Source organism: Pseudoxanthomonas koreensis, from assembly GCF_010093225.1.
Lineage (GTDB): Bacteria > Pseudomonadota > Gammaproteobacteria > Xanthomonadales > Xanthomonadaceae > Pseudoxanthomonas > Pseudoxanthomonas koreensis.
Window position 1 is genome coordinate 13371 of record NZ_PDWM01000015.1, and the last position, 22502, is coordinate 35872.

General features: G+C 70.3%; 22 protein-coding genes and 2 tRNA genes. 13 read left to right on the plus strand and 11 right to left on the minus strand.

Annotation, left to right across the window (positions count from 1 at the left end; translation table 11 throughout):
- Positions 1–115 precede the first annotated feature (115 nt).
- Together CSC64_RS06355 and CSC64_RS06360 are read left to right on the plus strand one after the other, a co-directional pair.
- Entirely contained in the window at positions 116–1603 is a 1488-nt protein-coding gene (locus CSC64_RS06355) for an MFS transporter (RefSeq protein WP_162434490.1), read from the plus strand.
- Positions 1600–3333, plus strand: a complete 1734-nt coding sequence (locus tag CSC64_RS06360; protein ID WP_162434491.1) for an alpha-amylase family glycosyl hydrolase — start codon at positions 1600–1602, stop codon at positions 3331–3333. The genes CSC64_RS06355 and CSC64_RS06360 overlap by 4 nt, the downstream gene beginning before the upstream one ends.
- Here CSC64_RS06360 and CSC64_RS06365 read toward each other — a convergent pair.
- The 4 genes from CSC64_RS06365 to CSC64_RS06380 form a co-directional block, all read right to left on the minus strand.
- Positions 3276–4859: a PepSY-associated TM helix domain-containing protein gene (locus CSC64_RS06365; RefSeq protein ID WP_162434492.1), complete on the minus strand. Its 1584-nt coding sequence runs from the start codon at positions 4857–4859 to the stop codon at positions 3276–3278. The genes CSC64_RS06360 and CSC64_RS06365 overlap by 58 nt on opposite strands.
- A gap of 13 nt (positions 4860–4872) precedes the next feature.
- Entirely contained in the window at positions 4873–5136 is a 264-nt protein-coding gene (locus CSC64_RS06370; protein ID WP_162434493.1) for a hypothetical protein, read from the minus strand.
- Positions 5136–5438: a hypothetical protein gene (locus CSC64_RS06375; protein WP_162434494.1), complete on the minus strand. Its 303-nt coding sequence runs from the start codon at positions 5436–5438 to the stop codon at positions 5136–5138. Before CSC64_RS06375 ends, CSC64_RS06370 begins: the two co-directional genes overlap by 1 nt.
- Positions 5439–5703: 265 nt before the next feature.
- The gene (locus tag CSC64_RS06380; RefSeq protein WP_162434495.1) at positions 5704–6738 is read right to left on the minus strand and encodes a LacI family DNA-binding transcriptional regulator; all 1035 of its coding nucleotides are present in this window, start codon (positions 6736–6738) and stop codon (positions 5704–5706) included.
- A 356-nt stretch (positions 6739–7094) separates the two neighbouring features.
- On the opposite strand from CSC64_RS06380, the gene thrS reads away from it, so the two are divergent.
- The 10 genes from thrS to CSC64_RS06430 all read left to right on the plus strand — a co-directional run bounded on the left by thrS (position 7095) and on the right by CSC64_RS06430 (position 16244).
- Complete coding sequence (thrS, locus tag CSC64_RS06385; protein WP_162434496.1) at positions 7095–8999, plus strand: threonine--tRNA ligase; 1905 nt, start codon at positions 7095–7097, stop codon at positions 8997–8999.
- Positions 9000–9059: 60 nt separating this feature from the next.
- Complete coding sequence (infC, locus tag CSC64_RS06390; protein WP_162434532.1) at positions 9060–9581, plus strand: translation initiation factor IF-3; 522 nt, start codon at positions 9060–9062, stop codon at positions 9579–9581.
- A gap of 289 nt (positions 9582–9870) precedes the next feature.
- On the plus strand, positions 9871–10068 hold the full coding sequence (gene rpmI, locus CSC64_RS06395; protein ID WP_010342861.1) for a 50S ribosomal protein L35: 198 nt from the start codon (positions 9871–9873) through the stop codon (positions 10066–10068).
- Positions 10069–10081: 13 nt separating this feature from the next.
- The gene (gene rplT / locus CSC64_RS06400; protein ID WP_162434497.1) at positions 10082–10441 is read left to right on the plus strand and encodes a 50S ribosomal protein L20; all 360 of its coding nucleotides are present in this window, start codon (positions 10082–10084) and stop codon (positions 10439–10441) included.
- A gap of 138 nt (positions 10442–10579) precedes the next feature.
- The gene (gene pheS / locus CSC64_RS06405) at positions 10580–11605 is read left to right on the plus strand and encodes a phenylalanine--tRNA ligase subunit alpha (protein ID WP_162434498.1); all 1026 of its coding nucleotides are present in this window, start codon (positions 10580–10582) and stop codon (positions 11603–11605) included.
- Positions 11606–11668: 63 nt separating this feature from the next.
- Positions 11669–14083 (plus strand): phenylalanine--tRNA ligase subunit beta, encoded by a 2415-nt coding sequence (gene pheT, locus CSC64_RS06410; protein WP_162434499.1) that lies wholly within the window; start codon positions 11669–11671, stop codon positions 14081–14083.
- A 16-nt stretch (positions 14084–14099) separates the two neighbouring features.
- On the plus strand, positions 14100–14405 hold the full coding sequence (locus CSC64_RS06415; protein WP_162434500.1) for an integration host factor subunit alpha: 306 nt from the start codon (positions 14100–14102) through the stop codon (positions 14403–14405).
- Positions 14398–14754 carry a MerR family transcriptional regulator gene (locus tag CSC64_RS06420; RefSeq protein ID WP_162434501.1) on the plus strand — a complete coding sequence of 119 codons (357 nt, stop codon included), beginning with the start codon at positions 14398–14400 and terminating at the stop codon, positions 14752–14754. Before CSC64_RS06415 ends, CSC64_RS06420 begins: the two co-directional genes overlap by 8 nt.
- Before the next feature lie 76 nt (positions 14755–14830).
- Positions 14831–14907 (plus strand) — tRNA-Pro (locus CSC64_RS06425).
- Between the two features lie 170 nt (positions 14908–15077).
- Positions 15078–16244: a TraB/GumN family protein gene (locus CSC64_RS06430; RefSeq protein ID WP_238389790.1), complete on the plus strand. Its 1167-nt coding sequence runs from the start codon at positions 15078–15080 to the stop codon at positions 16242–16244.
- Positions 16245–16394: 150 nt separating this feature from the next.
- Here CSC64_RS06430 and dxs read toward each other — a convergent pair whose 3' ends face one another.
- The 5 genes from dxs to CSC64_RS06455 all read right to left on the minus strand — a co-directional run bounded on the left by dxs (position 16395) and on the right by CSC64_RS06455 (position 20437).
- Entirely contained in the window at positions 16395–18329 is a 1935-nt protein-coding gene (gene dxs / locus CSC64_RS06435; protein ID WP_162434502.1) for a 1-deoxy-D-xylulose-5-phosphate synthase, read from the minus strand.
- Between the two features lie 75 nt (positions 18330–18404).
- A complete protein-coding gene (locus tag CSC64_RS06440) occupies positions 18405–19052 on the minus strand; it encodes an HNH endonuclease (protein WP_162434503.1) in 648 nt (215 codons plus the stop codon).
- A 93-nt stretch (positions 19053–19145) separates the two neighbouring features.
- The gene (locus tag CSC64_RS06445) at positions 19146–19619 is read right to left on the minus strand and encodes an LEA/WHy family protein (RefSeq protein WP_162434504.1); all 474 of its coding nucleotides are present in this window, start codon (positions 19617–19619) and stop codon (positions 19146–19148) included.
- 50 nt (positions 19620–19669) lie between these two features.
- The gene (locus CSC64_RS06450; protein WP_162434505.1) at positions 19670–20221 is read right to left on the minus strand and encodes a lipocalin family protein; all 552 of its coding nucleotides are present in this window, start codon (positions 20219–20221) and stop codon (positions 19670–19672) included.
- Between the two features lie 140 nt (positions 20222–20361).
- Positions 20362–20437, minus strand: a tRNA-Phe gene (locus CSC64_RS06455).
- 161 nt (positions 20438–20598) lie between these two features.
- Between CSC64_RS06455 and CSC64_RS06460 the strand changes: the two genes are divergently transcribed.
- Positions 20599–21081, plus strand: a complete 483-nt coding sequence (locus tag CSC64_RS06460; protein ID WP_162434506.1) for a DUF6491 family protein — start codon at positions 20599–20601, stop codon at positions 21079–21081.
- 66 nt (positions 21082–21147) lie between these two features.
- Here CSC64_RS06460 and CSC64_RS06465 read toward each other — a convergent pair whose 3' ends face one another.
- Both CSC64_RS06465 and mutY read right to left on the minus strand, forming a co-directional pair.
- Positions 21148–21420: an oxidative damage protection protein gene (locus tag CSC64_RS06465; RefSeq protein WP_162434507.1), complete on the minus strand. Its 273-nt coding sequence runs from the start codon at positions 21418–21420 to the stop codon at positions 21148–21150.
- 13 nt (positions 21421–21433) lie between these two features.
- Positions 21434–22489 (minus strand): A/G-specific adenine glycosylase, encoded by a 1056-nt coding sequence (mutY, locus tag CSC64_RS06470; RefSeq protein WP_162434508.1) that lies wholly within the window; start codon positions 22487–22489, stop codon positions 21434–21436.
- Between the last annotated feature and the right edge of the window lie 13 nt (positions 22490–22502).

Consider the following 22502-nt stretch of genomic DNA (forward strand, 5'->3'; position numbering starts at 1 on the left):
GTCCGATGAATACGTATGCACCGGGCACCCGGTTCCTTCGCCGCGCCCCTACCATGGCCCGGTGCGCCGCCGCGCGCACGCCGCATCCACGATTCCCGGAGGGGGGAACCGCTTGATGGAACGCAAACCGCGCCTGTCGTTCTGGCAGATCTGGAACATGTGCTTCGGCTTCCTCGGCATCCAGTTCGGATTCGCCCTGCAGAACGCCAACGTCAGCCGCATCTTCCAGACCCTGGGCGCGGACATGGACCAGGTCCCGGGGCTGTGGATCGCCGCTCCGCTGACCGGACTGCTGGTGCAGCCGGTGGTGGGCTACCTGTCGGACCGCACCTGGACCGGCCTGGGCCGGCGCCGGCCGTACTTCCTCGCCGGCGCGGTGCTGGCCACGCTGGCGCTGTTCGTGATGCCGAACTCGCCGACGCTGTGGGTCGCCGCCGGCACGCTGTGGATCCTGGACGCGTCGATCAACATCTCGATGGAACCGTTCCGCGCCTTCGTCGGTGACCAGTTGCCGCCGTCGCAGCGCGCCAGCGGCTATGCGATGCAGAGCTTCTTCATCGGCACCGGCGCGATCGTCGCCAGCCTGCTGCCGTGGCTGCTGGCCAAGGCCGGCGTGGCGAATACCGCCGCGCCCGGCGAAGTGCCCGACACGGTGCGTTACGCCTTCTATTTCGGTGGCGTGGTCTTGTTCGGCGCGATCGGCTGGACCGTGCTGCGCACCCGCGAATACCCGCCCGAAGCGCTGGCCGCGTTCGAGGACGCGCAGCCGGCGCAACCGCTGCGGGCCGCCGCCGCCGCGGACGCTTCGCCGGTGGCCGCGCTGGGCTGGCTGGTCGCGGGCGCGGCCCTGGCCGCGCTGATCGCGGTGCGCGGCTGGGACCGGATGCTGTACGTGCTGGCCGGCATGCTCGCCGCCTTCGGCCTGCTGCTGCTGGTCGCGCGGGCGATGCGGCCCGACGGCATGCTGCCGACCATCGTCCGCGACCTGCGCGCGATGCCGCTGACCATGCGCCGGCTGGCGGTGGTCCAGTTCTTCTCCTGGTTCGCGCTGTTCGCGATGTGGATCTACACCACGGCCGCGGTGGCCGGCGTGCATTTCGGCAGCGACGACCCGACTTCGGCCGCCTACAACGAGGGCGCCAACTGGGTCGGCGTGCTGTTCGCCGCCTACAACGGGTTTGCCGCCCTCGCCGCGATCGCGATCCCGTGGATGGCGCGCACGCTGGGCCTGCGCGCCACCCACCTGGTCAACCTGTGGCTGGGCGCGGCGGGGCTGCTCTCGTTCCTGGTCATCCGCGACCCGCAGTGGCTGCTGCTGTCGATGGCCGGCGTCGGTTTCGCCTGGGCCTCGATCCTGTCGCTGCCGTACGCGATGCTCTCCGACAGCGTGCCGGCGGCGAAGATGGGCATCTACATGGGCATCTTCAATTTCTTCATCGTGATCCCGCAGCTGGTGGCGGCCAGCCTGCTGGGCTTCCTGCTGAAGTCGCTGTTCGGCAACCTGCCGCTGTGGGCGCTGGCCATCGGCGGCGCCAGCCTGCTGCTGGCCGGCCTGTGCGTGCTGGCGGTGCCGCGGATCGCCGCGGCGGAGGCGAAGGCATGATCCGCCGCTCCGCGCTCGCATTCGCCGCCGCATGCGCGCTGGCCGGCCCTGCTGCGGCATCGGACTACTACGGCACGCTGGAGCCGTTCGCCGCCGAGTCGATCTATTTCGTGCTCACCGACCGCTTCGTCAACGGCGATCCGGGCAACGACCAGCGCGGGCAGGGCGGGGCGCATCCCACCTTCGACCTGCCGCTGGCGCCGTGCGACGGCGAGGTCGGCAACGTCGGCTACCTGGGCGGCGACTTCCGCGGCCTGCTCGACAACGCCGGCTACATCGCCGACCTGGGCTTCACCGCGGTCTGGCTAACGCCCATCGTCGACAACCCCGACCAGGCCTTCACCGGCGGCGACGAGATCACCTGCGACGGCTTCCTCACCGACCGCGGCAAGACCGGGTTCCACGGCTACTGGGGCGTCAATTTCTACCGCCTCGACGAACACCTGCCGAGCCCGGGCCTGGACTTCGCCGGGCTGACCGCAGGCCTGCGCGGGCACGGCCTGAAGACGGTGCTGGACGTGGTCGGCAACCACGGCTCGCCGGCGTGGACGATGCCGGTGGCGCAGCCGCAGTTCGGCCAGATGTTCGACGCGTCCGGCACCCTGGTGGCCGACCACCAGAACCTGCCGCCGGAAAAGCTCGACCCGGCGCGCAACCCGCTGCACCGCTTCTACAACACGAAACCGGACCTGGCCCAGTTGTCGGACCTGGCTGCCGACAACCCGGCGGTGACGGACTATCTGGTCGGGGCCTACCTGCACTGGATCGGGCAGGGCGTGGACGCACTGCGGATCGACACCATCCGCCACCAGCCGCTGCCGTTCTGGAAGACGTTCTCCGACCGGATCCGCGCCCGTCACCCGGGCATGTACATGTTCGGCGAGGCCTTCGACACCGAAGCGGCCAACATCGCCCCGTTCACCCTTCCGGAAAACGGCGGCATCTCCGTGCTCGATTTCCCGATGAAGGACGCGATGGTCGCGGTGTTCGGCAGGGAGCAGGCCGGCTACGAACGGCTGGCCGCCAGCCTGTACCTGGAGGACGCGCCCTACGCCAACGTCTACGACCTCGCCACCTTCTACGACAACCACGACATGCGCCGGCTCGACGCTGGCGACGCCGGCTTCATCGACGCGCACAACTGGCTGTTCACCGTGCGCGGCATCCCGGTGGTCTACTACGGCTCGGAGACCGGTTTCATGCGCGGCCAGGCCGAACACGGCGGCAACCGCGCCTATTTCGGCCAGGAACGGATCGACGCGGCTCCGTCCAGCGCCATCCACCGCGAACTGAAGCGGATCGCGACCCTGCGCCGCGAGTCGCCGGCGCTGCAGCGCGGCCTGCAACTGAACCTGGAGCTGTCAGGCGACCAGGCCGCGTTCTACCGCGTCTACGAGCACGACGGCGTGGCCCAGACCGCGCTGGTGCTGCTCAACAAGGGCGATGCGCCGGCGCGGATGGCCGTATCCGGGTTCCTGCAGCCCGGCCGCTGGCGCGACGGCTTCAGCGGCACGACCCTGAAGGTGCGTGGCAGCCTGCGCGCGGAAGTGCCGGCGCATGGCGTGCGCGTGTTCTTCTTCGACTCGCCGCTGACCCGTACCGACCTGCGTGAGCGCCTGGCCGGGATGATGCGCGACTCCTGGCCGGAGTCCGATCGGCGGGATGAGGCGGCTCAAGCCCTCGCCGCGCCCGCCACCGGATCGGCCCACACGCTGTTCGGATCTCCGTAGCGCGCGCGCTTTGCGCTTGCCTGTGCCAGCGCGGCGAAACCGGCGGCCATGAGCAGCGCGACGACGTCGACCCAGAACGGCGCCCAGTGCCCGTCGGCGATGCTGCGCCACGGCCAGCCGCCGTTGAACGCCCCGTGCGCGACCGGCCCCAGCGCGGTGGCGACCGCGGCCGCCGACAGCAGCTCACGCGCCGCGCGCGCCGGCGGCCGCAGCGCCGCCCACAGCGCGCACAGGCCCCACGTGGCGAAACAGGCGCGGCGGATCCCCGCATCGACCGCCTCCGGCGCGAACCGCTCCGCCGCCTGCGCCGCCACGAACGCCACCGACCCCGCCACGCACAGCCCGATGCAGCCCCCGACCGTGGCCCGTGCCATGTTCACCTGCGCCCGGCCCTGCGCCACCTGCCGCCGCTTGCGCCGCGACTCGATCCACAGCAGGTTGCCCGAGTAGAACAGGAACGCGCCGCTGGTCCCGAGCAGGAAGTACAGCCATGGCACCAGCGCATTGCCGTACTCGCCGAAGTGCAGTGCATAGGCCGCCGCCAGGGTGGCGTGGTTGCCGTCGCGCTGGCCGGGCAGCTGGGTCGCCAGCACCTGGCCGGTGTTCGCGTCCAGCGCCACCGCGCCCAGCGGGCCGAGCGCCCGCGGCGAGGTGCCGGTGATCTCGATGGCGGCGTTGGCGTCACCGGCATGCGCCAGCTTGAGGAAGGATGGCTCGAACGATTCCAGTCCCTGCGCCAGTGCGGCTTCGACCGCGCGCGCATGCAGCGTGGGCAGCGGCAGCGGCGTGCCGGGTTGCCCGGCGGCGGCGCGCACCGGCGCGGGTTCCAGCGCCGCCGGCAGCGCCTCCAGCAGCCCGCCGCGGTAGACCAGCGGATTGAGCGCGGCCATCAGCACGAACACCAGGCACAGCAGCGCGCCGGTGATGGCGAACATGATGTGCATCGGCAGGCCCAGCACGCCGAGCACGTTGTGTGCGTCCTGCCACAGCCGCTTGAGGTTGCGGCCCGGCCGCAGCGCGAACAGGTCGCCGACCAGCTTCGGCAGGTGGATCACCACGCCCGACACCAGCGCCAGGCCATACAGCAGGCTGATGATGCCCATCAGGTAGGAACCGGCCAGCGGCAGGCCGAGCGTGTAGTGCAGCTCGTTGACCAGCTCGGCCAGGCCGGCCTGCGGCGGTTTCGGGCTGCCTTCCAGGTGCTCGGCCGAGGCGAACAGCCAGGTGCCGTCGCTGTCCTGCCAGTAGGCCAGCGCCTGCGGGAACTCCTCGCCCGGGAACACCATGCCCAGCTGCGTGCGCGCGGCCGGGTGCCGTTCCAGCACGGCATCGAGCAGTTGCTGCGCATGGTCGAGCGTATCGGCCGGGCGCGCGGCGGCCTGCGGCGACTGCCAGCGCGGCAGGTCGTGGTGGAACACGGGGAGCGCACCGGCGTAGAACGCCACGAACAGGGCAAAGCCGGCGACCAGCCCGACCCAGGTGTGCACCGTGGTGAAAGTGCGCAGCGTTGCAGCCTTGAGTTTCATGCCGTCGTCGTCCTCATTGCACCCAACCCAGCCACTGCAGCGCCCACAGCGCGCCCAGCGCGGCCACGGCCAGCCCGCCCAGCCAGGCCCAGGCGCGGCGGGCGCTGGAGAAGGCGAACGCGGCGGCGGCCACCCCGCTCCACAGCGGGATGAAGGCGATGATCCCTGGCACGATCGTGGCCTGCCACGGCCCCGGCGGCAGCCAGCACAGCAGTCCGGTGAGCCCTGCGGCAAGGAAGAATCCCGGGAAGATCCCGGCCAAAGCGCGTCCCCACATCAGTGTCCGTCTCCCCCGTTGCCGGCCGCCGTGCCGGTCCGAGCGGCGAGGTACGGCAGGGCGATTGCGGCGGACATCCACGCCGCCAGCATCACGCACAGCCCCGCACCGACACCGAGCGCGGCGATCCACAGCACCAGCGCCAGCACCGCCAGCAGCAGGCCAAGGGCGGTGCCGGCGGCTCGCTGGCGCCGCCACGAGATCCAGCGGCAGTGCGGAGAGCCGGCGTACAGCGCCGCGGCGGAAAGCAGGGAAGCCAGCGTTGCCAGGATCGCCGCCAATGGACCGGCAAGCAGGCTCATCGCGCGGCCATCCGGCATCGGCGATGCCGTCGCGGTGGCACGGCGCCGGCGCGCAGGCACGGGCGAAGAACGGAACGGGACGGGCAGGGCATCGGCATCCTCATGCGCTGTGGCGTGGCGAGGGATGGCTGTCCTGCGCACGCGGCGCTAGCGGAACCGGCTACCCGCAGGCGCGGCAGCCCGCAGCGGCCGCGCCTGTTCGAAGCGCCGCATTCTGCCGCAACCGGTCCGCGCCGTCACGCCGCCGGCGCCCACGCGGGCCGGGTCAGGGCTGTTCGCCGCTGGAACCGCGAAGCACCAGTTTCACCGGCAGCGTCCGGCTTTCCACCGTCTCGCCCTGGATCAGCCGGATCAGGCTGTCCACCAGCACCTCGCCGGCCTGCTTGGTGTCCTGCTGCACCGTCGACAGGCCCGGCTGCACGAAGCTGGCCATGGCGATGTCGTCGAAGCCGGCCACCGCCACGTCCTCCGGCACGCGCAGGCCGTGTTCGCGCAGGGCCTTCATCGCGCCCAGCGCGATCAGGTCGCTGGCGGCGAACACCGCGTCGAAGCGTGCGCCGGACGCCAGCAGCGCCTCGGCGGCCGCACAGCCGGACTGCTCGGTGGTGATCGCATCGAGCTGCAGCGCCGGATCCGCGGCGAGCCCGGCCTCCTGCAGCGCGGCGGCATAGCCACGCCAGCGCTCGAAGAATTCCGGATAGTGGTCCGAAGCGTGGCCGAGGAAGGCGATCCGCCGCCGCCCCCGCTGCAGCAGGTGGGCGGTGATGTCGTGCCCGCCCTGGAAGTTGTCGCAGCCGATCGACACCCCCGGCTCGCCCGGCAGGGCCGCGCCCCAGCGCACGAAATGGGTGCCCTGGGCGACCAGCCGCTGCAGCTTGGATTCGGCTTCCAGGTAGTCGCCGTAGCCGAGCAGGATGATGCCGTCGGCCTTGTGGCTGTCCTCGAAATCGGCGTGCCAGTTGTTCGACAGTTGCTGGAACGAGACCAGCAGGTCGTAGCCGCGCAGCGCGCAGGCGCGGGTGATCGAGCCCAGCATCGAATGGAAGAACGGGTTGATCAGCGAGTCGTCCGGGGTCGGGTCCTCGAAGAACAGCAGGGCCAGGGTGCCGGACTGCTGGGCACGCAGGTTCGAGGCGTTCTTGTCGACCTTGTAGTTCAGCTCGCGGGCGATGGCCAGGATCCGCTCGCGCGTCTCCGGGTTGACCGAGGGGCTGCCGCGCAGCGCACGCGACACCGTCGGCTGGGAAACCCCGGCCAGGTGGGCGATATCGAGCGAGGTGGCCTTGCCCTTGATGGTCATGCGGCCGGCCCCCCTCCGGGCCGGATGACGCGATGCGTGCCGGCATGATGCCATGGCGGTGCCGGGGGGTTTATGCCGGCGGCCCCGGCGTGGGCTAGAATCCCCGCATCGCCGCCGGCATCGTGCCGGCGCGCCGGAACCACAGGGTGGCCCGCGGCAACGCCGGCCGAGCGTGCGACATGAGCACTACCACCGCCCACCGCTGAACGCCGCCGAGGCCCCGCGACACAAGCAGGCGCCCTCGTGGCGTTTTTTTTCGCCCGTCCTAGGGCGACGAGCCCGCACATCCATGTGCGGACTGTCCAATGCAAAGGCGTCGGCTTCGGCTGGTGCCCCTGATACCTGAAGCCGCACCCATGATCACGATCACCCTCCCCGACGGCAGCCGCCGCGAGTACGAAGCCCCCGTTTCCGTCCTGCAGGTCGCGCAGTCGATCGGCGCCGGCCTGGCCAAAGCGACCGTCGCCGGCCAGGTCGACGGCCGCCTGGTCGACGCCAGCGACGTCATCGACCACGACGCGACCCTGCGCATCATCACGCCCAAGGACGAGGAGGGCGTGGAGATCATCCGCCACTCCTGCGCCCACCTGGTCGGCCACGCGGTCAAGCAGCTGTACCCGGACGCGAAGATGGTGATCGGCCCGGTGATCGCCGAGGGCTTCTACTACGACATCCACAGCGAGCGCCCGTTCACCCCCGACGACCTGGTCGCGATCGAGGCGCGCATGCGCGAGCTGGTCGCGCAGGACTACGACGTCATCAAGAAGATGACCCCGCGCGCCGAGGTGATCGAAGTCTTCAGCGCCCGCGACGAGGCCTACAAGCTGCGCCTGATCGACGACATGCCCGACGACGTCAAGGCGATGGGCCTGTACTACCACCAGGAATACGTGGACATGTGCCGCGGCCCGCACGTGCCCAACACGCGCTTCCTCAAGGCGTTCAAGCTGACCCGCATCTCCGGCGCCTACTGGCGCGGCGATGCCAAGAACGAGCAGCTGCAGCGCATCTACGGCACCGCCTGGGCCGACGAGAAGCAGCTCAAGGCCTACATCCAGCGGATCGAGGAAGCCGAGAAGCGCGACCACCGCCGGATCGGCAAGCAGCAGAACCTGTTCCACCTGCAGGAAGAAGCGCCGGGCCTGGTGTTCTGGCACCCGAAGGGCTGGTCGGTGTGGCAGGTCGTGGAGCAGTACATGCGCCGCGTCTACCGCGATACCGGCTACGGCGAGGTGCGCTGCCCGCAGATCCTGGACGTGTCGCTGTGGCAGAAGTCCGGCCACTGGGACAACTACAAGGACAACATGTTCTTCACCGAGTCGGAGAAGCGCACCTACGCGATCAAGCCGATGAACTGCCCGGGCCACGTCCAGGTGTTCAACCAGGGCCTGCACAGCTACCGCGACCTGCCGATCCGCTACGGCGAGTTCGGCGCCTGCCACCGCAACGAGCCGTCCGGCGCGCTGCACGGCATCCTGCGCGTGCGTGGCTTCACCCAGGACGACGGCCACGTCTTCTGCACCGAGGACCAGGTCGAGGCCGAGGTCCGCGCCTTCCACGAGCAGGCACTGAAGGTCTACGCCGACTTCGGCTTTGAAGACATCCAGATCAAGATCGCCCTGCGCCCGGATTCGCGCCTGGGCGACGACGCCACCTGGGACAAGGCCGAGGCCGCCCTGCGCTCGGCCCTGCGCGCCTCGGGCGTGGAGTGGCAGGAGCTGCCGGGCGAGGGCGCCTTCTACGGCCCCAAGATCGAGTACCACCTCAAGGACGCCATCGGCCGGACCTGGCAGCTGGGCACGATGCAGGTCGATTTCATGATGCCCGGCCGGCTGGGCGCCGAGTACGTGGACGAGAACAGCCAGCGCCGGCACCCGGTGATGCTGCACCGGGCCATCGTCGGCTCGATGGAGCGCTTCATCGGGATCCTGATCGAGCACCACGCCGGCTCCTTCCCGGCCTGGCTGGCCCCGGTCCAGGCGGTGGTGGCCAACATCACCGACGCCCAGGCTGAATACGTGGCCGAAGTGCAAAAAACCCTTTCGAATCAAGGGTTCAGGGTCGAAGCGGATTTGCGCAACGAAAAAATCGGCTTTAAGATCCGCGAGCACACGCTGCAGCGGGTGCCGTACCTTCTGGTGGTCGGGGACCGCGAGAAGGAGAACGGCGCCGTGGCCGTGCGTACGCGTTCGGGGGAAGATTTGGGCACAATGTCGGTGTCCGCCTTCGCCGAGGCGCTGCGTTCGCAGCAGTTGTCGTAACCAACAGGCGTGCCGGCCGCTGCCGGCGCGCCGCCCAGTCCACCCCCGGAGACTGCAACAATCAGTACCCCCGAGAAACAAAACAGGAAGAACCAGGAGATCCGTGTGCCGCGCGTGCGCGTGATCGGATCCGACGGCGAGATGGTCGGCGTGCTGTCGCGCGATGAAGCGCTGCGCATGGCCGAGGAGGAGGAGCTCGACCTGGTCGAGATCCAGCCCAACGCCGATCCGCCGGTGTGCAAGATCATGGACTTCGGCAAGTTCAAGTTCGAACTGCAGAAGAAGGCCAACGAGGCCAAGAAGAAGACCAAGCAGGTCGAGATCAAGGAGCTCAAGTTCCGTCCGGTCACGGACGAGGGCGACTACCAGATCAAGCTGCGCAACATGCGCCGCTTCCTGGAAGAGGGCGACAAGGTCAAGGTCAACATCCGCTTCCGTGGCCGCGAGATGAGCCACCAGGAACTGGGCCGGCAGATGGCCGCCCGGATCGAGGCCGACCTGGGCGAGGACATCGTCATCGAATCGCGCCCGCGCCTGGAAGGCCGGCAGATGGTGATGATGATCGCGCCGAAGAAGAAGTAGCCGGCATCGGCCCGGCCCGCGGGCCGGGCCGGTGGCCAGCAGGGGGCGCCTCCGGGCGCCTTCTGCGTTTCCGGATCCCGGGAACCCGCTGATTTGCAACGGAAACCTGCGCCTGCCATAATGCGCGGCTCCGGTTCGCCGGGGCTGCCGCAAGGCAGCAGGAACCCGCCTTGGTTTCCCCCGTGGAATCAAAGGCTTACCGACCGGTATGGGCAGGATGGAAAGCGTGGCCAGTGCCTCAGGCACCCCACCGCCCGTACCAGTGACAGATCCCACAAGGACTCCAGCAATGCCCAAGATCAAGACCAACCGGGCGGCGGCCAAGCGTTTCCGCAAGACCGCCTCCGGCAAGTACAAGGCCGGCCACGCCAACCGTAGCCACATCCTCACCAAGAAGGCGACCAAGCGGAAGCGCAACCTGCGGCAGACGAACCACGTTCGTGCCGAGGATGCGGGCCGTCTGGACCGCATGCTGCCGTATCTCTGAGGAGGATTAAGACATGGCACGAGTCAAGCGTGGCGTCCAGGCGCGCCGCCGTCACAAGAAGGTCCTCGACCTGGCCAAGGGCTACTACAACGCCCGCCGCAAGGTCTTCCGCGTCGCCAAGCAGGCGGTCATCAAGGCGCAGCAGTACGCCTACATCGGCCGCAAGCAGAAGAAGCGCAATTTCCGCTCGCTGTGGATCACCCGCATCAACGCGGCCGCCCGCAGCAATGGCATGAGCTACAGCCGTTTCATGAACGGCCTGCTCAAGGCCGGCATCACCCTGGACCGCAAGGTGCTGGCGGACATCGCCGTGCACGACGCGGCCGGGTTTACCGCGCTGACCGAGAAGGCGAAGGGCGCCCTGGCGGCATAAGTGCGAGTCCCTCGCAGGTGCCCGCGCATCCGTGTGCGGGTTTCCCGCCGAGGCAGACACGCCATTACTGAGCATGGGGAAGGGCGCAAGTCCTTCCCCATTTCTTTTTCCGAACCCTGCTTTCCCGAGCCCGAATCCATGAGCGAAATCGAAACCCTGTCGTCGCGCGCGCTGGCCGACATCGAGGCCGCGCAGAGCCCCGAGGCGCTCGAGGCGCTGCGCGTGGGCCTGCTCGGCAAGCAGGGCAGCATCACCGCCCAGCTCAAGCAGCTCGGCGCGCTGCCGGCCGACGAGCGCAAGGCCGCGGGCGAGGCGATCAACCGCGTCCGCGATGCGGTCGGCGAGGCGCTGGCCGCGCGCAAGGCGGTGCTGGACGAGGCCGCGCTCGATGCGCGCCTGGCCGGCGAGGCGATCGACGTGACCCTGCCGGGCCGCGATGCGCAGCGCGGCGGCATCCACCCGGTCTCGCGCACGCTGGAGCGGATCGCGGAGATCTTCGGCCGGCTCGGCTACGAACTGGCCGACGGCCCGGAGATTGAGGACGACTGGCACAACTTCGAGGCGCTGAATTTCCCGCCGCACCACCCGGCGCGGGCGATGCACGACACCTTCTACTTCCCGCCGGATGCGGAAGGCGTGGCGCGGCTGCTGCGCACGCACACCTCGGGCGTGCAGGTGCGCTACATGGATCGGGCCGTGGCCGACGGCAGCGGTCCGCCACTGCGCATGATCGCGGCCGGCAAGGTCTACCGCAGCGATTCGGACCAGACCCACTCGCCGATGTTCCACCAGGTCGAAGGCCTGCTGGTCGACGAGCATTCCACCTTCGCCGACCTCAAGGGCACCCTGGCCGAGTTCGTGCGCGCGTTCTTCGAGCGCGACTTCCAGATGCGCTTCCGCCCCAGCTACTTCCCGTTCGTGGAGCCGGGCGCCGAGGTCGACATCGCCTGGCAGCAGCCCGACGGCAGCGTGCGCTGGCTGGAAGTGCTGGGCTGCGGCATGGTCCACCCGAACGTGCTGCGCAACTGCGGGATCGACCCGGAGCGCTACACCGGCTTCGCCTTCGGCCTGGGCGTGGAGCGCTTCGCGATGCTGCGCTACGGGGTCAACGACCTGCGCGCGTTCTTCGAGAACGACGTGCGCTTCCTGCGCCAGTTCGCGTAACGCCAGCGGCAACTTCCGTCATTCACCGCGGGCTGCGGCCCGCGCCATGGACCACGAGCAACGATGAAATTCTCCGAGAACTGGCTGCGCAGCCACGTGCCCACGTCCGTCAACCGCGATGCGCTGGCGGTCACGCTGACCGCCATCGGCCTGGAGGTCGAAGAGGTCACCGCGCTGGGCGACGGCCTGGCCGGGGTGGTGGTGGCGCGGATCGTCGAGGCGTCGAAGCACCCGGAGGCCGATCGCCTGCAGGTGTGCAAGGTCGATATCGGCGGCGGCGAGCCGCTGCAGATCGTCTGCGGCGCGCCGAACGCACGCGCCGGGCTGGTCGCGCCGCTGGCCACGGTCGGTTCGAGCGTGGGCGGCATCGCAATCCGGGCAGCCAAGCTGCGTGGCGTGGATTCCAACGGCATGCTCTGCTCGGCCAAGGAACTGGGCCTGGACGCCGACGCCTCCGGCCTGCTGGAACTGCCGGACGACGCGCCCATCGGCGCGGCACTGGCCGACTATCTGGGCCTGCCCGACGCCAGCATCGAGATCAAGCTCACCCCCAACCGTGCCGACTGCTTCAGCGTGCGCGGCATCGCCTGGGACGTGGCCGCCGCGCTGGCCAGCGAAGTGGTCGCGCTGGACGTGGCGGCGACCGCGCCGGCCAGCACCCGCGAGCTTGCGGTGCAACTGCATGCCGGCGCCGATGCGCCGCGCTACTGCGGCCGCGTCATCGAAGGCGTGGATGCGTCCGCGCGCACGCCGGTGTGGATGGCCGAACGCCTGCGCCGCGCCGGCGTGCGCCCGGTGTCGCTGCTGGTCGACATCACCCAGTACGTGATGCTGGAACTGGGCCAGCCGATGCACGCCTACGACCTGGGCACGCTGCAGGGCCCGGTCGGCGTGCGCCACGCGCGCAAGGGCGAGCGCCTGGCCCTGCTCGACGGCCGCGAGGTCGAACTGGACGACTATTTCCTGGCGATCACCGACGCCGACCGCCCGGTCGGCCTGGCCGGGGTGATGGGCGGCATGGACACCCGTGTCACCGACGCCACCGCCAGCGTGTTCCTGGAAGCGGCGCACTTCGCCCCGGCCGCGATCATGGGCCGCGGCCGCCGCCTGGGCCTGCACACCGACGCCGGCCACCGCTTCGAGCGCGGCGTGGATCCGGAGCTGCCGCGCACCGCGATCGAGCTGGCGACGAAGCTGGTGCTGGAACTGGCCGGCGGCACCCCGGGCCCGGTGACCGAGGCGGTGCTGCCACAGCACCTGCCGCAGCCGGCCGCCATCGCGCTGCGCCGCGCGCGCATCGCCCGCGGGCTCGGCATCGACATCGCCGACGCGGAAGTGGAGCGGATCCTGCGCGCGCTGGGCATGCAGGTCGCCGCCGCCGCGGACGGCTGGCAGGTCACCCCGCCCAGCCGCCGCTTCGACATCGCCATCGAGGAAGACCTGATCGAGGAACTGGCGCGCATCCACGGCTACGACCGCATCCCGACCACCGTCCCCGGCGGCCCGGCGCGCATCGCCGCGCCGAGCGAGACCCGGGTGCCGGAGACCGACCTGCGCCGGCAACTGGTCGCGCGCGACTACCTGGAGGCGGTCAGCTTCGCCTTCGTCGAGGCCGCGCTGCTGCAGCGCTGGGGTTGCGACGCCGGCACCGTGCCGCTGGCCAACCCGCTGTCGGCCGAGCTGGCGGTGATGCGGCCGCGGCTGCTGCCGGGCCTGGTCGCTGCGCTGGCGCACAACGCCTCGCGCCAGGCCGGGCGCGTGCGCCTGTTCGAACTGGGCCGGGTGTTCGCCGCCGCCGGCGAGGCGCAGCGCGCGCCGGGCGGGACGCTGCCCGCGCCGCTGGAGACCCGCAGGATCGCCGCAGTGGCCTGCGGCGACGCCGCGGCCGAGCAGTGGGGCGTGGCCGCGCGCAGGGTCGACTTCCACGACCTCAAGGGCGACCTCGAATCGCTGGCCGCCACCGCCGGCGCGCAGCTTGCCTTCCGCCCCTCGTCCGAGGCCTTCGGCCACCCGGGCCGCAGCGCGGACGTGTACCGCACCGACCTGGACGGCGGCGAGGTCCGGCTGGGCTGGATCGGCCAGCTGCATCCGCGCCTGGCGCGCGCGCTGGACCTGGACGTGGACGTGGCCGGCTTCGAACTGGACCTGGACCTGCTGGAGCAGCGCGCCCTGCCGCGCGCCGCCGAGTTGTCGCGCTATCCGGCCGTGCGCCGCGACCTGGCTTTCTTGGTCGCCGAAGACGTCGCCTGGGCGGCGCTGGCCGACAGCGTCCGTGCCGCCGCCGGCCCGGTCCTGCGCGACCTGCAGCTGTTCGACCGCTACCAGGGCGCGGGCGTGGAATCGGGATGCAAGAGTCTGGCTATGGGCTTGATTTTGCAGGACAACACGCGCACTCTCACGGACCAGGACGCGGATGCGGTCGTGCAGCGGGTGGTGGCCGGACTGGGCCGCGACCACGGCGCCCGGATCCGCGGCTGACACAGGGGAGCAGGGAATGGCACTGACCAAGGCCGAGATGGCCGAACGTCTGTTCGACGAGGTGGGCCTGAACAAGCGCGAGGCGAAGGAATTCGTCGACGCGTTCTTCGAGGTGCTGCGCGGGGCGCTGCAGGGCGGGCGCCAGGTGAAGCTGTCGGGCTTCGGCAACTTCGACCTGCGGCGCAAGAACCAGCGCCCGGGGCGCAACCCGAAGACCGGCGAGGAGATCCCGATCTCCGCCCGCACCGTGGTCACCTTCCGCCCCGGCCAGAAGCTCAAGGAGCGCGTGGAAGCCTACGCGGGGGCGGCGCCGGATGCTTGACCCCGGCAGCAACCGCGAACTGCCGCCGATCCCGGCCAAGCGCTACTTCACCATCGGCGAGGTCAGCGAGCTGTGCGACGTGAAGCCGCACGTGCTGCGCTACTGGGAGACCGAGTTCCCCAGCCTGAGCCCGGTCAAGCGCCGCGGCAACCGCCGCTACTACCAGCGCCACGACGTGCTGATGGTCCGCCAGATCCGCGGCCTGCTGTACGAGCAGGGCTACACCATCGGCGGCGCCCGCCTGCGCCTGGAAGGCGAGGGCGCGAAGCAGGAATCGGCGCTGAGCAGCCAGATCGTGCGCCAGGTGCGCATGGAGCTGGAGGAAGTGCTGCACCTGCTGCGGCGCTGAGCGCGCGCGCCGGCCTCGCGCCGGCGGCGTCCGAACCGGTATAATCGCCAGCCCGCCTCAGGCGGGAAAGCTGCTTCGGGGTATAGCGCAGCCTGGTAGCGCACTTGTCTGGGGGACAAGTGGTCGTCGGTTCGAATCCGGCTACCCCGACCAATTCGTGTCACGAGAGAGCCCGCCATCGCGCGGGCTTTTTCGTGGGCCGACACTTGCTCCGCGGCGCCGTGAAGGCTGAACGGAACGCCGCCGGGGCGCGCCGGAGCACGTCGCAGCCGGCGACCCGCTGCGTATGCTCCGGCGATCCACAGATGCTCGCGGGGACAGGCATGTCGGCAAGGATGGTGGCGTTGCTGGTGTTCGTATTGGCGCTGGGGGCTGTGCTGTCGCCCGCAGCCGAGGGTGCGGTCGCGCAGGCGCAGCCGCCGGCCGCGTCCGTGCCGGCCACCGGTGCGTTGGGGGAAGAGGGGCCGGCCGTCGTCGACATGGATGCGGTCGTGGTCAGCGGCGTGCAGCCCGGTCCGGGCCTGTGGCGGGTGCGCAAGGACGACCATGTGCTGTACATCCTCGGCACGCAGTCGCCGCTGCCGCGCGACATGACCTGGGATGCGCGCGAGGTGCGCGAGGTGCTGGCCGAGGCCGGCGCGGTGCTCGGCCCGCCGGGCGTGTCGATCGGCGCGGACGTGGGCTTCTTCCGCGGGCTCACGCTGGCGCCCTCGGCGCTCAAGGCGATGAAGAATCCGGGTGGCGAAACCCTGGACGAGCTGCTGCCGCCCGGCCTGTACGCACGCTGGAGCGGACTCAAGCAGCGCTACATGGGCCGCGATCGCGGGGTGGAGAAGAAGCGGCCGCTGATCGCCGTCTACGAGCTCTACAAGGAAGCGCTGGACGACAGCCGCCTGCGCCAGGGCGGCATCGTCGGGCCGGTGATCACCCGGTCGCTGAAGGAGCGTGGCATGAAGGGCACGAGCACTGCGCTGGAGCTCAAGATCGAGGACCCGCGCGAAGCGCTGGCGGATTTCCGCAAGGAAGGACTGAAACCGCAGGACCTGGAGTGCTTCGGCGACACCCTGGACGTGATCGAGTCCGACCTGCCGCGGATCGCCGCGCGCGCCAATGCCTGGGCGGTGGGCGACCTCGACGCGCTGCGGGCGATCCCGCAGAACCGGAGCCAGGTGGAGGCCTGCCTGTCGGCCTGGACCGAGACCGAGACGGCGCGCAAGCGCGGCCTGGTCGACATCGATGCGCGGGTCCGCGACAGCTGGCTGCAAGCGGTGGACAAGGCGCTGTCCGAGCATCCGATGTCGTTCGCCACGATGCCCATCGACAACCTGCTGTACGACCGCGACGGCTATGTCGCCGGGCTGACCGCGCGCGGTTACCGGATCCAGGCGCCGGACGAGTACGGGGAAGAAGCGGTGGATGCAGCCGCTGGCGATGCACTGCCGCCAGGCGACATTGCACCCGCACCCGCGGCTACGACTCCGCTCCCGTAGAGCGGGGCTTGCCCCGCTGCTCCGTCCCGTAACGGGCGTCGTCGTTTGCGGCTGACCCGGGTAGCCGCGCAGGCCCGGCTCTACGGAAGCGTCAGGCGTGTGCGGGGGATCAGGTGTTCGCCACTGGCGGCATTGGCCGCCGTCGGCGCGTCAGGCGCCCGCGGCCAGCGACAGCCCGCCCTCGGCGTTGGCCAGTGCCGGCCAGCGCGCGAGCACCGCGGCGCGGATGCCGGCGGCGTCGATGCCCGCTTCGGCCAGCAGGTCCTCGCGGCTGGCGTGGTGCTGGAACGCATCGGGCAGGCCCAGCTGCAGCAACGGCATCGGCACGCCTTCGGCATTGAGCAGTTCGGCCACGCCGGAGCCGGCGCCGCCGGCGACCACGTTGTCCTCGATGGTGACGAAGCCGTCGTGGGTCTTCGCCAGTTCCAGCAGCAGGGTGCGGTCCAGCGGCTTGACGAAGCGCATGTTGACCACGGTCAGGCCGAGTTCGGCGCCGGCCTGTTCGGCCGCCGGCACGGTCGCGCCGAAGGCGAGCAGGGCGATGCGCGAACCGTGGCGGCGCAGCTGCGCCTTGCCGATCGGCAGCGTGTCGAGCGTGGCCTCCACCGCCACGCCGGGGCCGCTGCCGCGCGGGTAGCGCACCGCGGCCGGGCCTTCGTAGTGCAGGCCGGTGCTGAGCATCTGCCGGCATTCGTTCTCGTCGGCCGGCGCCATCAGCACCATGTTCGGCACGCAGCGCAGGTAGCTCAGGTCGAGGTTGCCGGCGTGGGTCGCGCCATCCGGGCCGACCACGCCGCCGCGGTCGATCGCGAACAGCACGTCGAGCTTCTGCGTGGCCACGTCGTGCACCAGCTGGTCGTAGCCGCGCTGCAGGAAGGTCGAATAGATCGCCACCACGGGCTTGGCGCCCTGGGTGGCCATGCCCGCGGCCAGGGTCACCGCGTGCTGCTCGGCGATGGCCACGTCGAAATAGCGCTGCGGATACTCCTTCGAGAAGCGCACCAGGCCCGAGCCCTCGCGCATCGCCGGGGTGATCGCCAGCAGCCGCGGCTCGGCCGCGGCCGCGTCGCACAGCCAGTCGCCGAACACGTCGGTGTAGGTCGGCTTCTTCGCGCCGGCCTTGGCGACCAGGCCCTTGGCCGGATCGAACGGGCCGACCGCGTGGTAGCCGATCTGGTCGCCCTCGGCCAGTTCGTAGCCCTTGCCCTTGGTGGTGATCACGTGCAGCAGCTGCGGACCCTTGAGGGTCTTGAGCGTCTTCAGCGCACCGAGCACGGCCGGCAGGTCGTGACCGTCGATCGGGCCGGTGTAGTGGAAACCCATTTCCTCGAACAGGGTGGACGGCACGAACATGCCCTTCCAGTGTTCTTCCCAGCGGCGCACGAAGCGCGCCGGCGGCCGGTTCTTGTCGCCGAGCAGCTTCTTGCCGCCTTCGCGCAGCTTGTTGAGGGTGGCGCTGCCGGTCATCCGGCCGAGCATCCGGGTGACCCCGCCGACCGCCTCGGAGATCGACATGCGGTTGTCGTTGAGGATCACCAGCAGGTCCGGTTCCTCGTCCATGCCACCGGCATGGTTGAGTGCTTCGTAGGCCATGCCGGCGGTCATCGCGCCGTCGCCGATCACGGCGACGACCTTGGGAACGTCCGCCCTGCGCGGGTCGCCGGCCTGCTGCTGAAGGGCGACAGCCATGCCCAGCGCCGCGGAGATCGAAGTCGAGGAGTGGCCGACGCCGAAGGTGTCGTACTCGCTTTCCTCGCGCTTGGGGAACGGCGCCACGCCGTCCTTCTGCTTGACCGTGTGGATGCGGTCGCGGCGGCCGGTAAGGATCTTGTGCGGGTAGGCCTGGTGGCCCACGTCCCAGACCAGCTGGTCGACCGGGGTCTGGTACAGCCAGTGCAGGGCCACGGTCAGTTCGACCACGCCAAGGCCGGCGCCGAAGTGGCCGCCGCTGCGGCCGACCGACTCGATCAGATAGGCCCGCAGCTCGTCGGCCACGGCCGGCAGCTCGGCTTCGTCGAAGCCGCGCAGGTCGGCGGGCGAATCGATCCGCGACAGGCGCGGGGAGCGGGAGGCGTCGATACTCATTCAGTCAGGCACCATACGGCCGCCTATTTTCCTCCCCCGGGACGTGACGGGGCAAGCAAGGCCGTTCAGGGGCGATCAGGCCACCAGTTTCGAGCGCTTCGGCAGCTGGGCCTTCAGGAAGGCCATCTGGTCGGCCAGGATGTTGCGGTTGGACAGGATCAGGTGCTCGATCCAGCTGGGCCGGTAGGGCACGGCCAGCAGCGGCATGTGCGCCTGCTGCGGGGTGCGGTTGCCCTTGCGCGAATTGCAGTGGAAGCAGGCGCTGACCACGTTCTCCCAGACGTCGCGGCCGCCCCGGGACAGCGGCATCACGTGGTCGCGGGTCAGGTGCGGGCGGGCGAACTGCTGGCCGCAATACAGGCACAGGTGCGCGTCGCGGGCGAACAGGGCGGTGTTGGACAGGCACGGGGTCGGGTCCAGCGCCCGCGCGTGGGCGTGGCCGCGGGTGGCGACGATCGGATGCAGTTCGATCAGGCTGCGGGTGCCGGTCATCCGGCAGATGCCGCCGCGCACGCTCAGGCAGGGATCGCCGAGGGTCCAGGCGATCGCGTCGCGGGCGTAGAGGCAGGTGGCGTCCTGCCAGCCGATCCAGTCCATCGCCCGGCCATGGGCATCGAGCGAAAGAACCCTGACCGCCGGCGCGTGTTCGCGCGGGGGCGGGGAGGCGACCGGGGCCTGGGCACCGGTACAGACCAGACCTGATGTTGCTGTGTCCGTCTCCATCGGGAAAACAGCTTATACCCGAATGGTGACGCTTTGTGTACGCGGCCGGGCCCCGGTGCGTCGGTGGCCTGGCGCGGCGCGGCGCGGCGCGGATCAGCGCAGCACGCCGTCCAGCCCGGGCGCGGGGTTGAGCGAACTGCGGTCGTCGACGTTGAACTCGCGCGACTTGGTGGTCTGGTCGGGCGTGGCGTTGACCGTGCCCTGCAGCCGGTAGGACAGCGAGCGGCGGCCGGCGAGCGCATCGGCCACCGCGATCCGGGCCATGCCGTCGGGCTTGAGCGCGACCTGGACCACGTCGGCCGAGGTCGGGCCGATCATGATCGCCGGTGTGGCCTGCAGCGTGCCGGCGACGTGCTCGTCCACGCTCAGTTCCAGCCGCACCGTTTCGAAGCGCATCGACACGCTGCTGTAGTTGTGCAGGCGCAGGTCCACCTTCCAGTCGCCGTTGGCCTGTACGGTCAACTGCTGGATCGCGGCGGCAGGCGGTGACACGCGCGGCGAGGTGCCGCAGGAAACGAGCAGGGCCAGCGCAAGCACGGCGAGGGACAGCTTGTGGACGGGCTTCATGCGGGCTCCGGGAAACTTGATTGCAGGCGATGGTACGCCGGCGGCCGCGCTCAGCGCAGCGGCGCGGCAACCACCAGTGGCGCCAGGTCGTAGCCCATCTCCCCGGCGCGGGCCTTGAGGCGTTCGAACAGTTCCGCGTCCATGGAAGGTTCGCGCGAGAGGATCCACAGGTACTCGCGGTCGGGATCGCCGATCATCGCCCACTGGTAGTCCGGGTCCAGCGCGATCACCCAGTAGTCGGCCCACACCAGCGGCACCCACGACAGCCAGCGCGGCACGAAGCTCACCTGCAGGCGACCCGGGTGTCCCTCCACCGTGCGCGCCACGCCATCGGCCTCGGCGCGCCGGCCATCGCGGGTGCGGCACGCGTTGCGCACCTCGATGCTGCCGTCGGCGCGCAGCGCATAGGAAGCGGTGATGTCGCCGGCGCACTGGCGCTGGAAGGACATCGGCAGGTGCGCGATCTCGTACCACTGGCCGGCGTAGCGCGACAGTTCCAGTTCGGGCACGGAAGATACCGGCGTGGCGGCGGATGCGGGCCGGGCGGTCAACAGCAACAGCGTGGCCCAGCAGGCCAGGAGCAGCGTCGGAAGGGCGCGCATGGAGCCTCCAGGGAACGGCGTGCCGATCCTAGCACCTGCCATTTGCCCCATGGATGGCGGATCCGCCGGGCCCTGCTATGCTGGCGCCGGCCATGAAAAAAGGGCCTTGTGGGCCCTTCTCGCGTAACCACCTGATGTATTGGTGGCCGGGGAGGGAATCGAACCCCCGACACGGGGATTTTCAATCCCCTGCTCTACCAACTGAGCTACCCGGCCATGCGCGGCATGACCGCGGCAAGGGGCGGAATCATACCGGGACGTTCCGGATCCGACAAGCCGGATGCGCCCTGGCTGGCGTTGTTGGCGGCCGGCCGGCGGCTGGCGCATCATCGGGCCGGCCAGCCATGCACGTTTCGACCTGCCAGGGAGGAATACCCATGAAGAAGCTGATTTCCGCAATGCTGCTGTCGATGGCACTCACCCTCGTGCTCGGTGCCTGCAGCAGCACGCCGAGGATGACCGATGCCGAACGGCTGGCGTTCTACGAGGCGCATGCCGGCGAGCCGGTGCGCAGTTTCCGCCTGTTCGGCCGGATCAACAGCTGGACGCGGGTGAACAACAGCACGCTGGTGGTGTGGACGCGGCCCAGCGAGGCCTGGCTGCTCGACCTGAACACATGCCCGGACCTGCAGTTCGCCACCTCGATCTCGATCTCGCACTTCTCCAACACGGTGACCGCGCGGTTCGACACCGTCACCCCGCGTGGACCGGGCACCGGTCGCACCGGGCAGATGCCGTGCCGGATCATGCAGATCCGTCCGCTCGACACCACCGCGTCGAACCAGACCAGTGACGAGCGCTACGAAGGCGAGGCGGAGGAGCGCAGCGATGCGCCGCCGGCCGAGCCGACGGCCAACTGAGGCAGCCAGGTTCCTGCAGCGCCGGCACGGTCCCGACCGTGCCGGCCCCGGGATGGTCGCCGGGACTCAGGCGTCCGGAGGGATATAGCCCGCCGGCTTTTCCGCGCCGCCGCCGAACAGGAACTTCTCCAGCTCGGCGGCGAGGAAGGCGCGGTGCTTCGGGTCGCGCGGCGACAGCCGGTTCTCGTTGATCAGCATGGTCTGGTGCGCCAGCCAGGCGGCCCAGGCGGGCTTGCCGATGCCGGCGAGGATGCGCTGGCCCAGTTCGCCCGGCCACGGGGCGAAATCCAGGCCTTCGGCCTCGCGTTGTTCGTACTGGCAGAAGACGGTGCGGGACATGGCGGGCGCCGGTTCAGAGGGAGTCGAGCAGCCGCCGGATCGGCGCCGGCAGGCCCAGCGAAGCCAGCCCGGCGCGCGCGACCCAGCGCAGGTCGGCATTGTCGCGCACCCCCGGCCGCGGCGCGACCTTGCGCAGCCGCAGCGGCTGCAGGTGCAGGCGGTAGTGGCTGAAGGTATGGACGATCAGCGGCAGCGGTTCGGCGGCGTCGTAGTCGCCGTGCACTTCGCCGGCGAACCATTCGCGCAGCTGCGCTTCGGTTTCCGCCTGCGGCAGGGTCCACAGCGAGGCCCAGATTCCCGTCGGCGGGCGGCGCTGCAGCAGCAGTTCGCCGCTGGCGTTTTCCAGCAGCAGCGCCAGTGCCTCGCGTTCGGGCAGGACCTTGCCCGGGCGTGGCGTCGGCAGCGCGTCGACCAGGCCCTCGCGCAGCGCCACGCAGCCATCCTGCACCGGGCATGCGAGGCAGGCCGGCGACGAGCGCGAACACAGGGTCGCGCCGAAATCCATCTGCGCCTGGGTGTAGTCGGCCAGGCGCGCCGATTGAACCTGCGCCACGTGCGTTTCGGCCAGCGCCCACAGCCGCTTCTCCACCGCCGGCGTGCCTGGCCAGCCATGGATGCCGTGCCAGCGCGCGAGCACGCGCCTGACGTTGCCGTCCAGGATCGGGAAGCGGTCGCCCCAGGCCTGCGCCAGGATCGCGCCGGCGGTGCTGCGGCCGATCCCGGGCAGCGCGAGCAGCGCATCGAAGTCGCGCGGCAGTTCGCCGCCGGGCAGCTCCACGCAGCGTTTCGCCGCCGCGTGCAGGTTGCGGGCGCGGGCGTAGTAGCCCAGGCCGGCCCAGTGCGCCATGACGTCGTCGGTGGCGGCGGCTGCAAGGTCGGGCAGGGTGGGGAAGCGGTCGACGAACCGCTGGAAGTAGGGAATGACGGTGGCGACCTGGGTCTGCTGCAGCATCACTTCCGACAGCCACACCCGGTACGGCGTGCGCGGATGCTGCCAGGGCAGGTCGTGGCGACCGTGGCGGTCGAACCAGGCGAGCAGGCGGGTGGCGAAGGTGTCGGGCTGGCTCATGCTGGCGCTTGCC

Coding starts and splice junctions, on each gene's coding strand:
- CSC64_RS06380 (WP_162434495.1), bottom strand. CDS start 6,738: ATGACCATCAAGGGCAAGGCCACCTCGCTCGATATCGCCCACCTGGCC.
- CSC64_RS06445 (WP_162434504.1), bottom strand. CDS start 19,619: ATGAAGCCCGTCCACAAGCTGTCCCTCGCCGTGCTTGCGCTGGCCCTG.
- CSC64_RS06415 (WP_162434500.1), top strand. CDS start 14,100: ATGGCACTGACCAAGGCCGAGATGGCCGAACGTCTGTTCGACGAGGTG.
- pheT (WP_162434499.1), top strand. CDS start 11,669: ATGAAATTCTCCGAGAACTGGCTGCGCAGCCACGTGCCCACGTCCGTC.
- CSC64_RS06450 (WP_162434505.1), bottom strand. CDS start 20,221: ATGCGCGCCCTTCCGACGCTGCTCCTGGCCTGCTGGGCCACGCTGTTG.
- CSC64_RS06460 (WP_162434506.1), top strand. CDS start 20,599: ATGAAGAAGCTGATTTCCGCAATGCTGCTGTCGATGGCACTCACCCTC.
- CSC64_RS06370 (WP_162434493.1), bottom strand. CDS start 5,136: ATGTGGGGACGCGCTTTGGCCGGGATCTTCCCGGGATTCTTCCTTGCC.
- CSC64_RS06365 (WP_162434492.1), bottom strand. CDS start 4,859: ATGAAACTCAAGGCTGCAACGCTGCGCACTTTCACCACGGTGCACACC.
- thrS (WP_162434496.1), top strand. CDS start 7,095: ATGATCACGATCACCCTCCCCGACGGCAGCCGCCGCGAGTACGAAGCC.
- CSC64_RS06420 (WP_162434501.1), top strand. CDS start 14,398: ATGCTTGACCCCGGCAGCAACCGCGAACTGCCGCCGATCCCGGCCAAG.
- CSC64_RS06360 (WP_162434491.1), top strand. CDS start 1,600: ATGATCCGCCGCTCCGCGCTCGCATTCGCCGCCGCATGCGCGCTGGCC.
- CSC64_RS06375 (WP_162434494.1), bottom strand. CDS start 5,438: ATGAGCCTGCTTGCCGGTCCATTGGCGGCGATCCTGGCAACGCTGGCT.
- CSC64_RS06355 (WP_162434490.1), top strand. CDS start 116: ATGGAACGCAAACCGCGCCTGTCGTTCTGGCAGATCTGGAACATGTGC.
- CSC64_RS06465 (WP_162434507.1), bottom strand. CDS start 21,420: ATGTCCCGCACCGTCTTCTGCCAGTACGAACAACGCGAGGCCGAAGGC.
- pheS (WP_162434498.1), top strand. CDS start 10,580: ATGAGCGAAATCGAAACCCTGTCGTCGCGCGCGCTGGCCGACATCGAG.
- rpmI (WP_010342861.1), top strand. CDS start 9,871: ATGCCCAAGATCAAGACCAACCGGGCGGCGGCCAAGCGTTTCCGCAAG.
- CSC64_RS06440 (WP_162434503.1), bottom strand. CDS start 19,052: ATGGAGACGGACACAGCAACATCAGGTCTGGTCTGTACCGGTGCCCAG.
- CSC64_RS06430 (WP_238389790.1), top strand. CDS start 15,078: ATGTCGGCAAGGATGGTGGCGTTGCTGGTGTTCGTATTGGCGCTGGGG.
- dxs (WP_162434502.1), bottom strand. CDS start 18,329: ATGAGTATCGACGCCTCCCGCTCCCCGCGCCTGTCGCGGATCGATTCG.
- rplT (WP_162434497.1), top strand. CDS start 10,082: ATGGCACGAGTCAAGCGTGGCGTCCAGGCGCGCCGCCGTCACAAGAAG.
- mutY (WP_162434508.1), bottom strand. CDS start 22,489: ATGAGCCAGCCCGACACCTTCGCCACCCGCCTGCTCGCCTGGTTCGAC.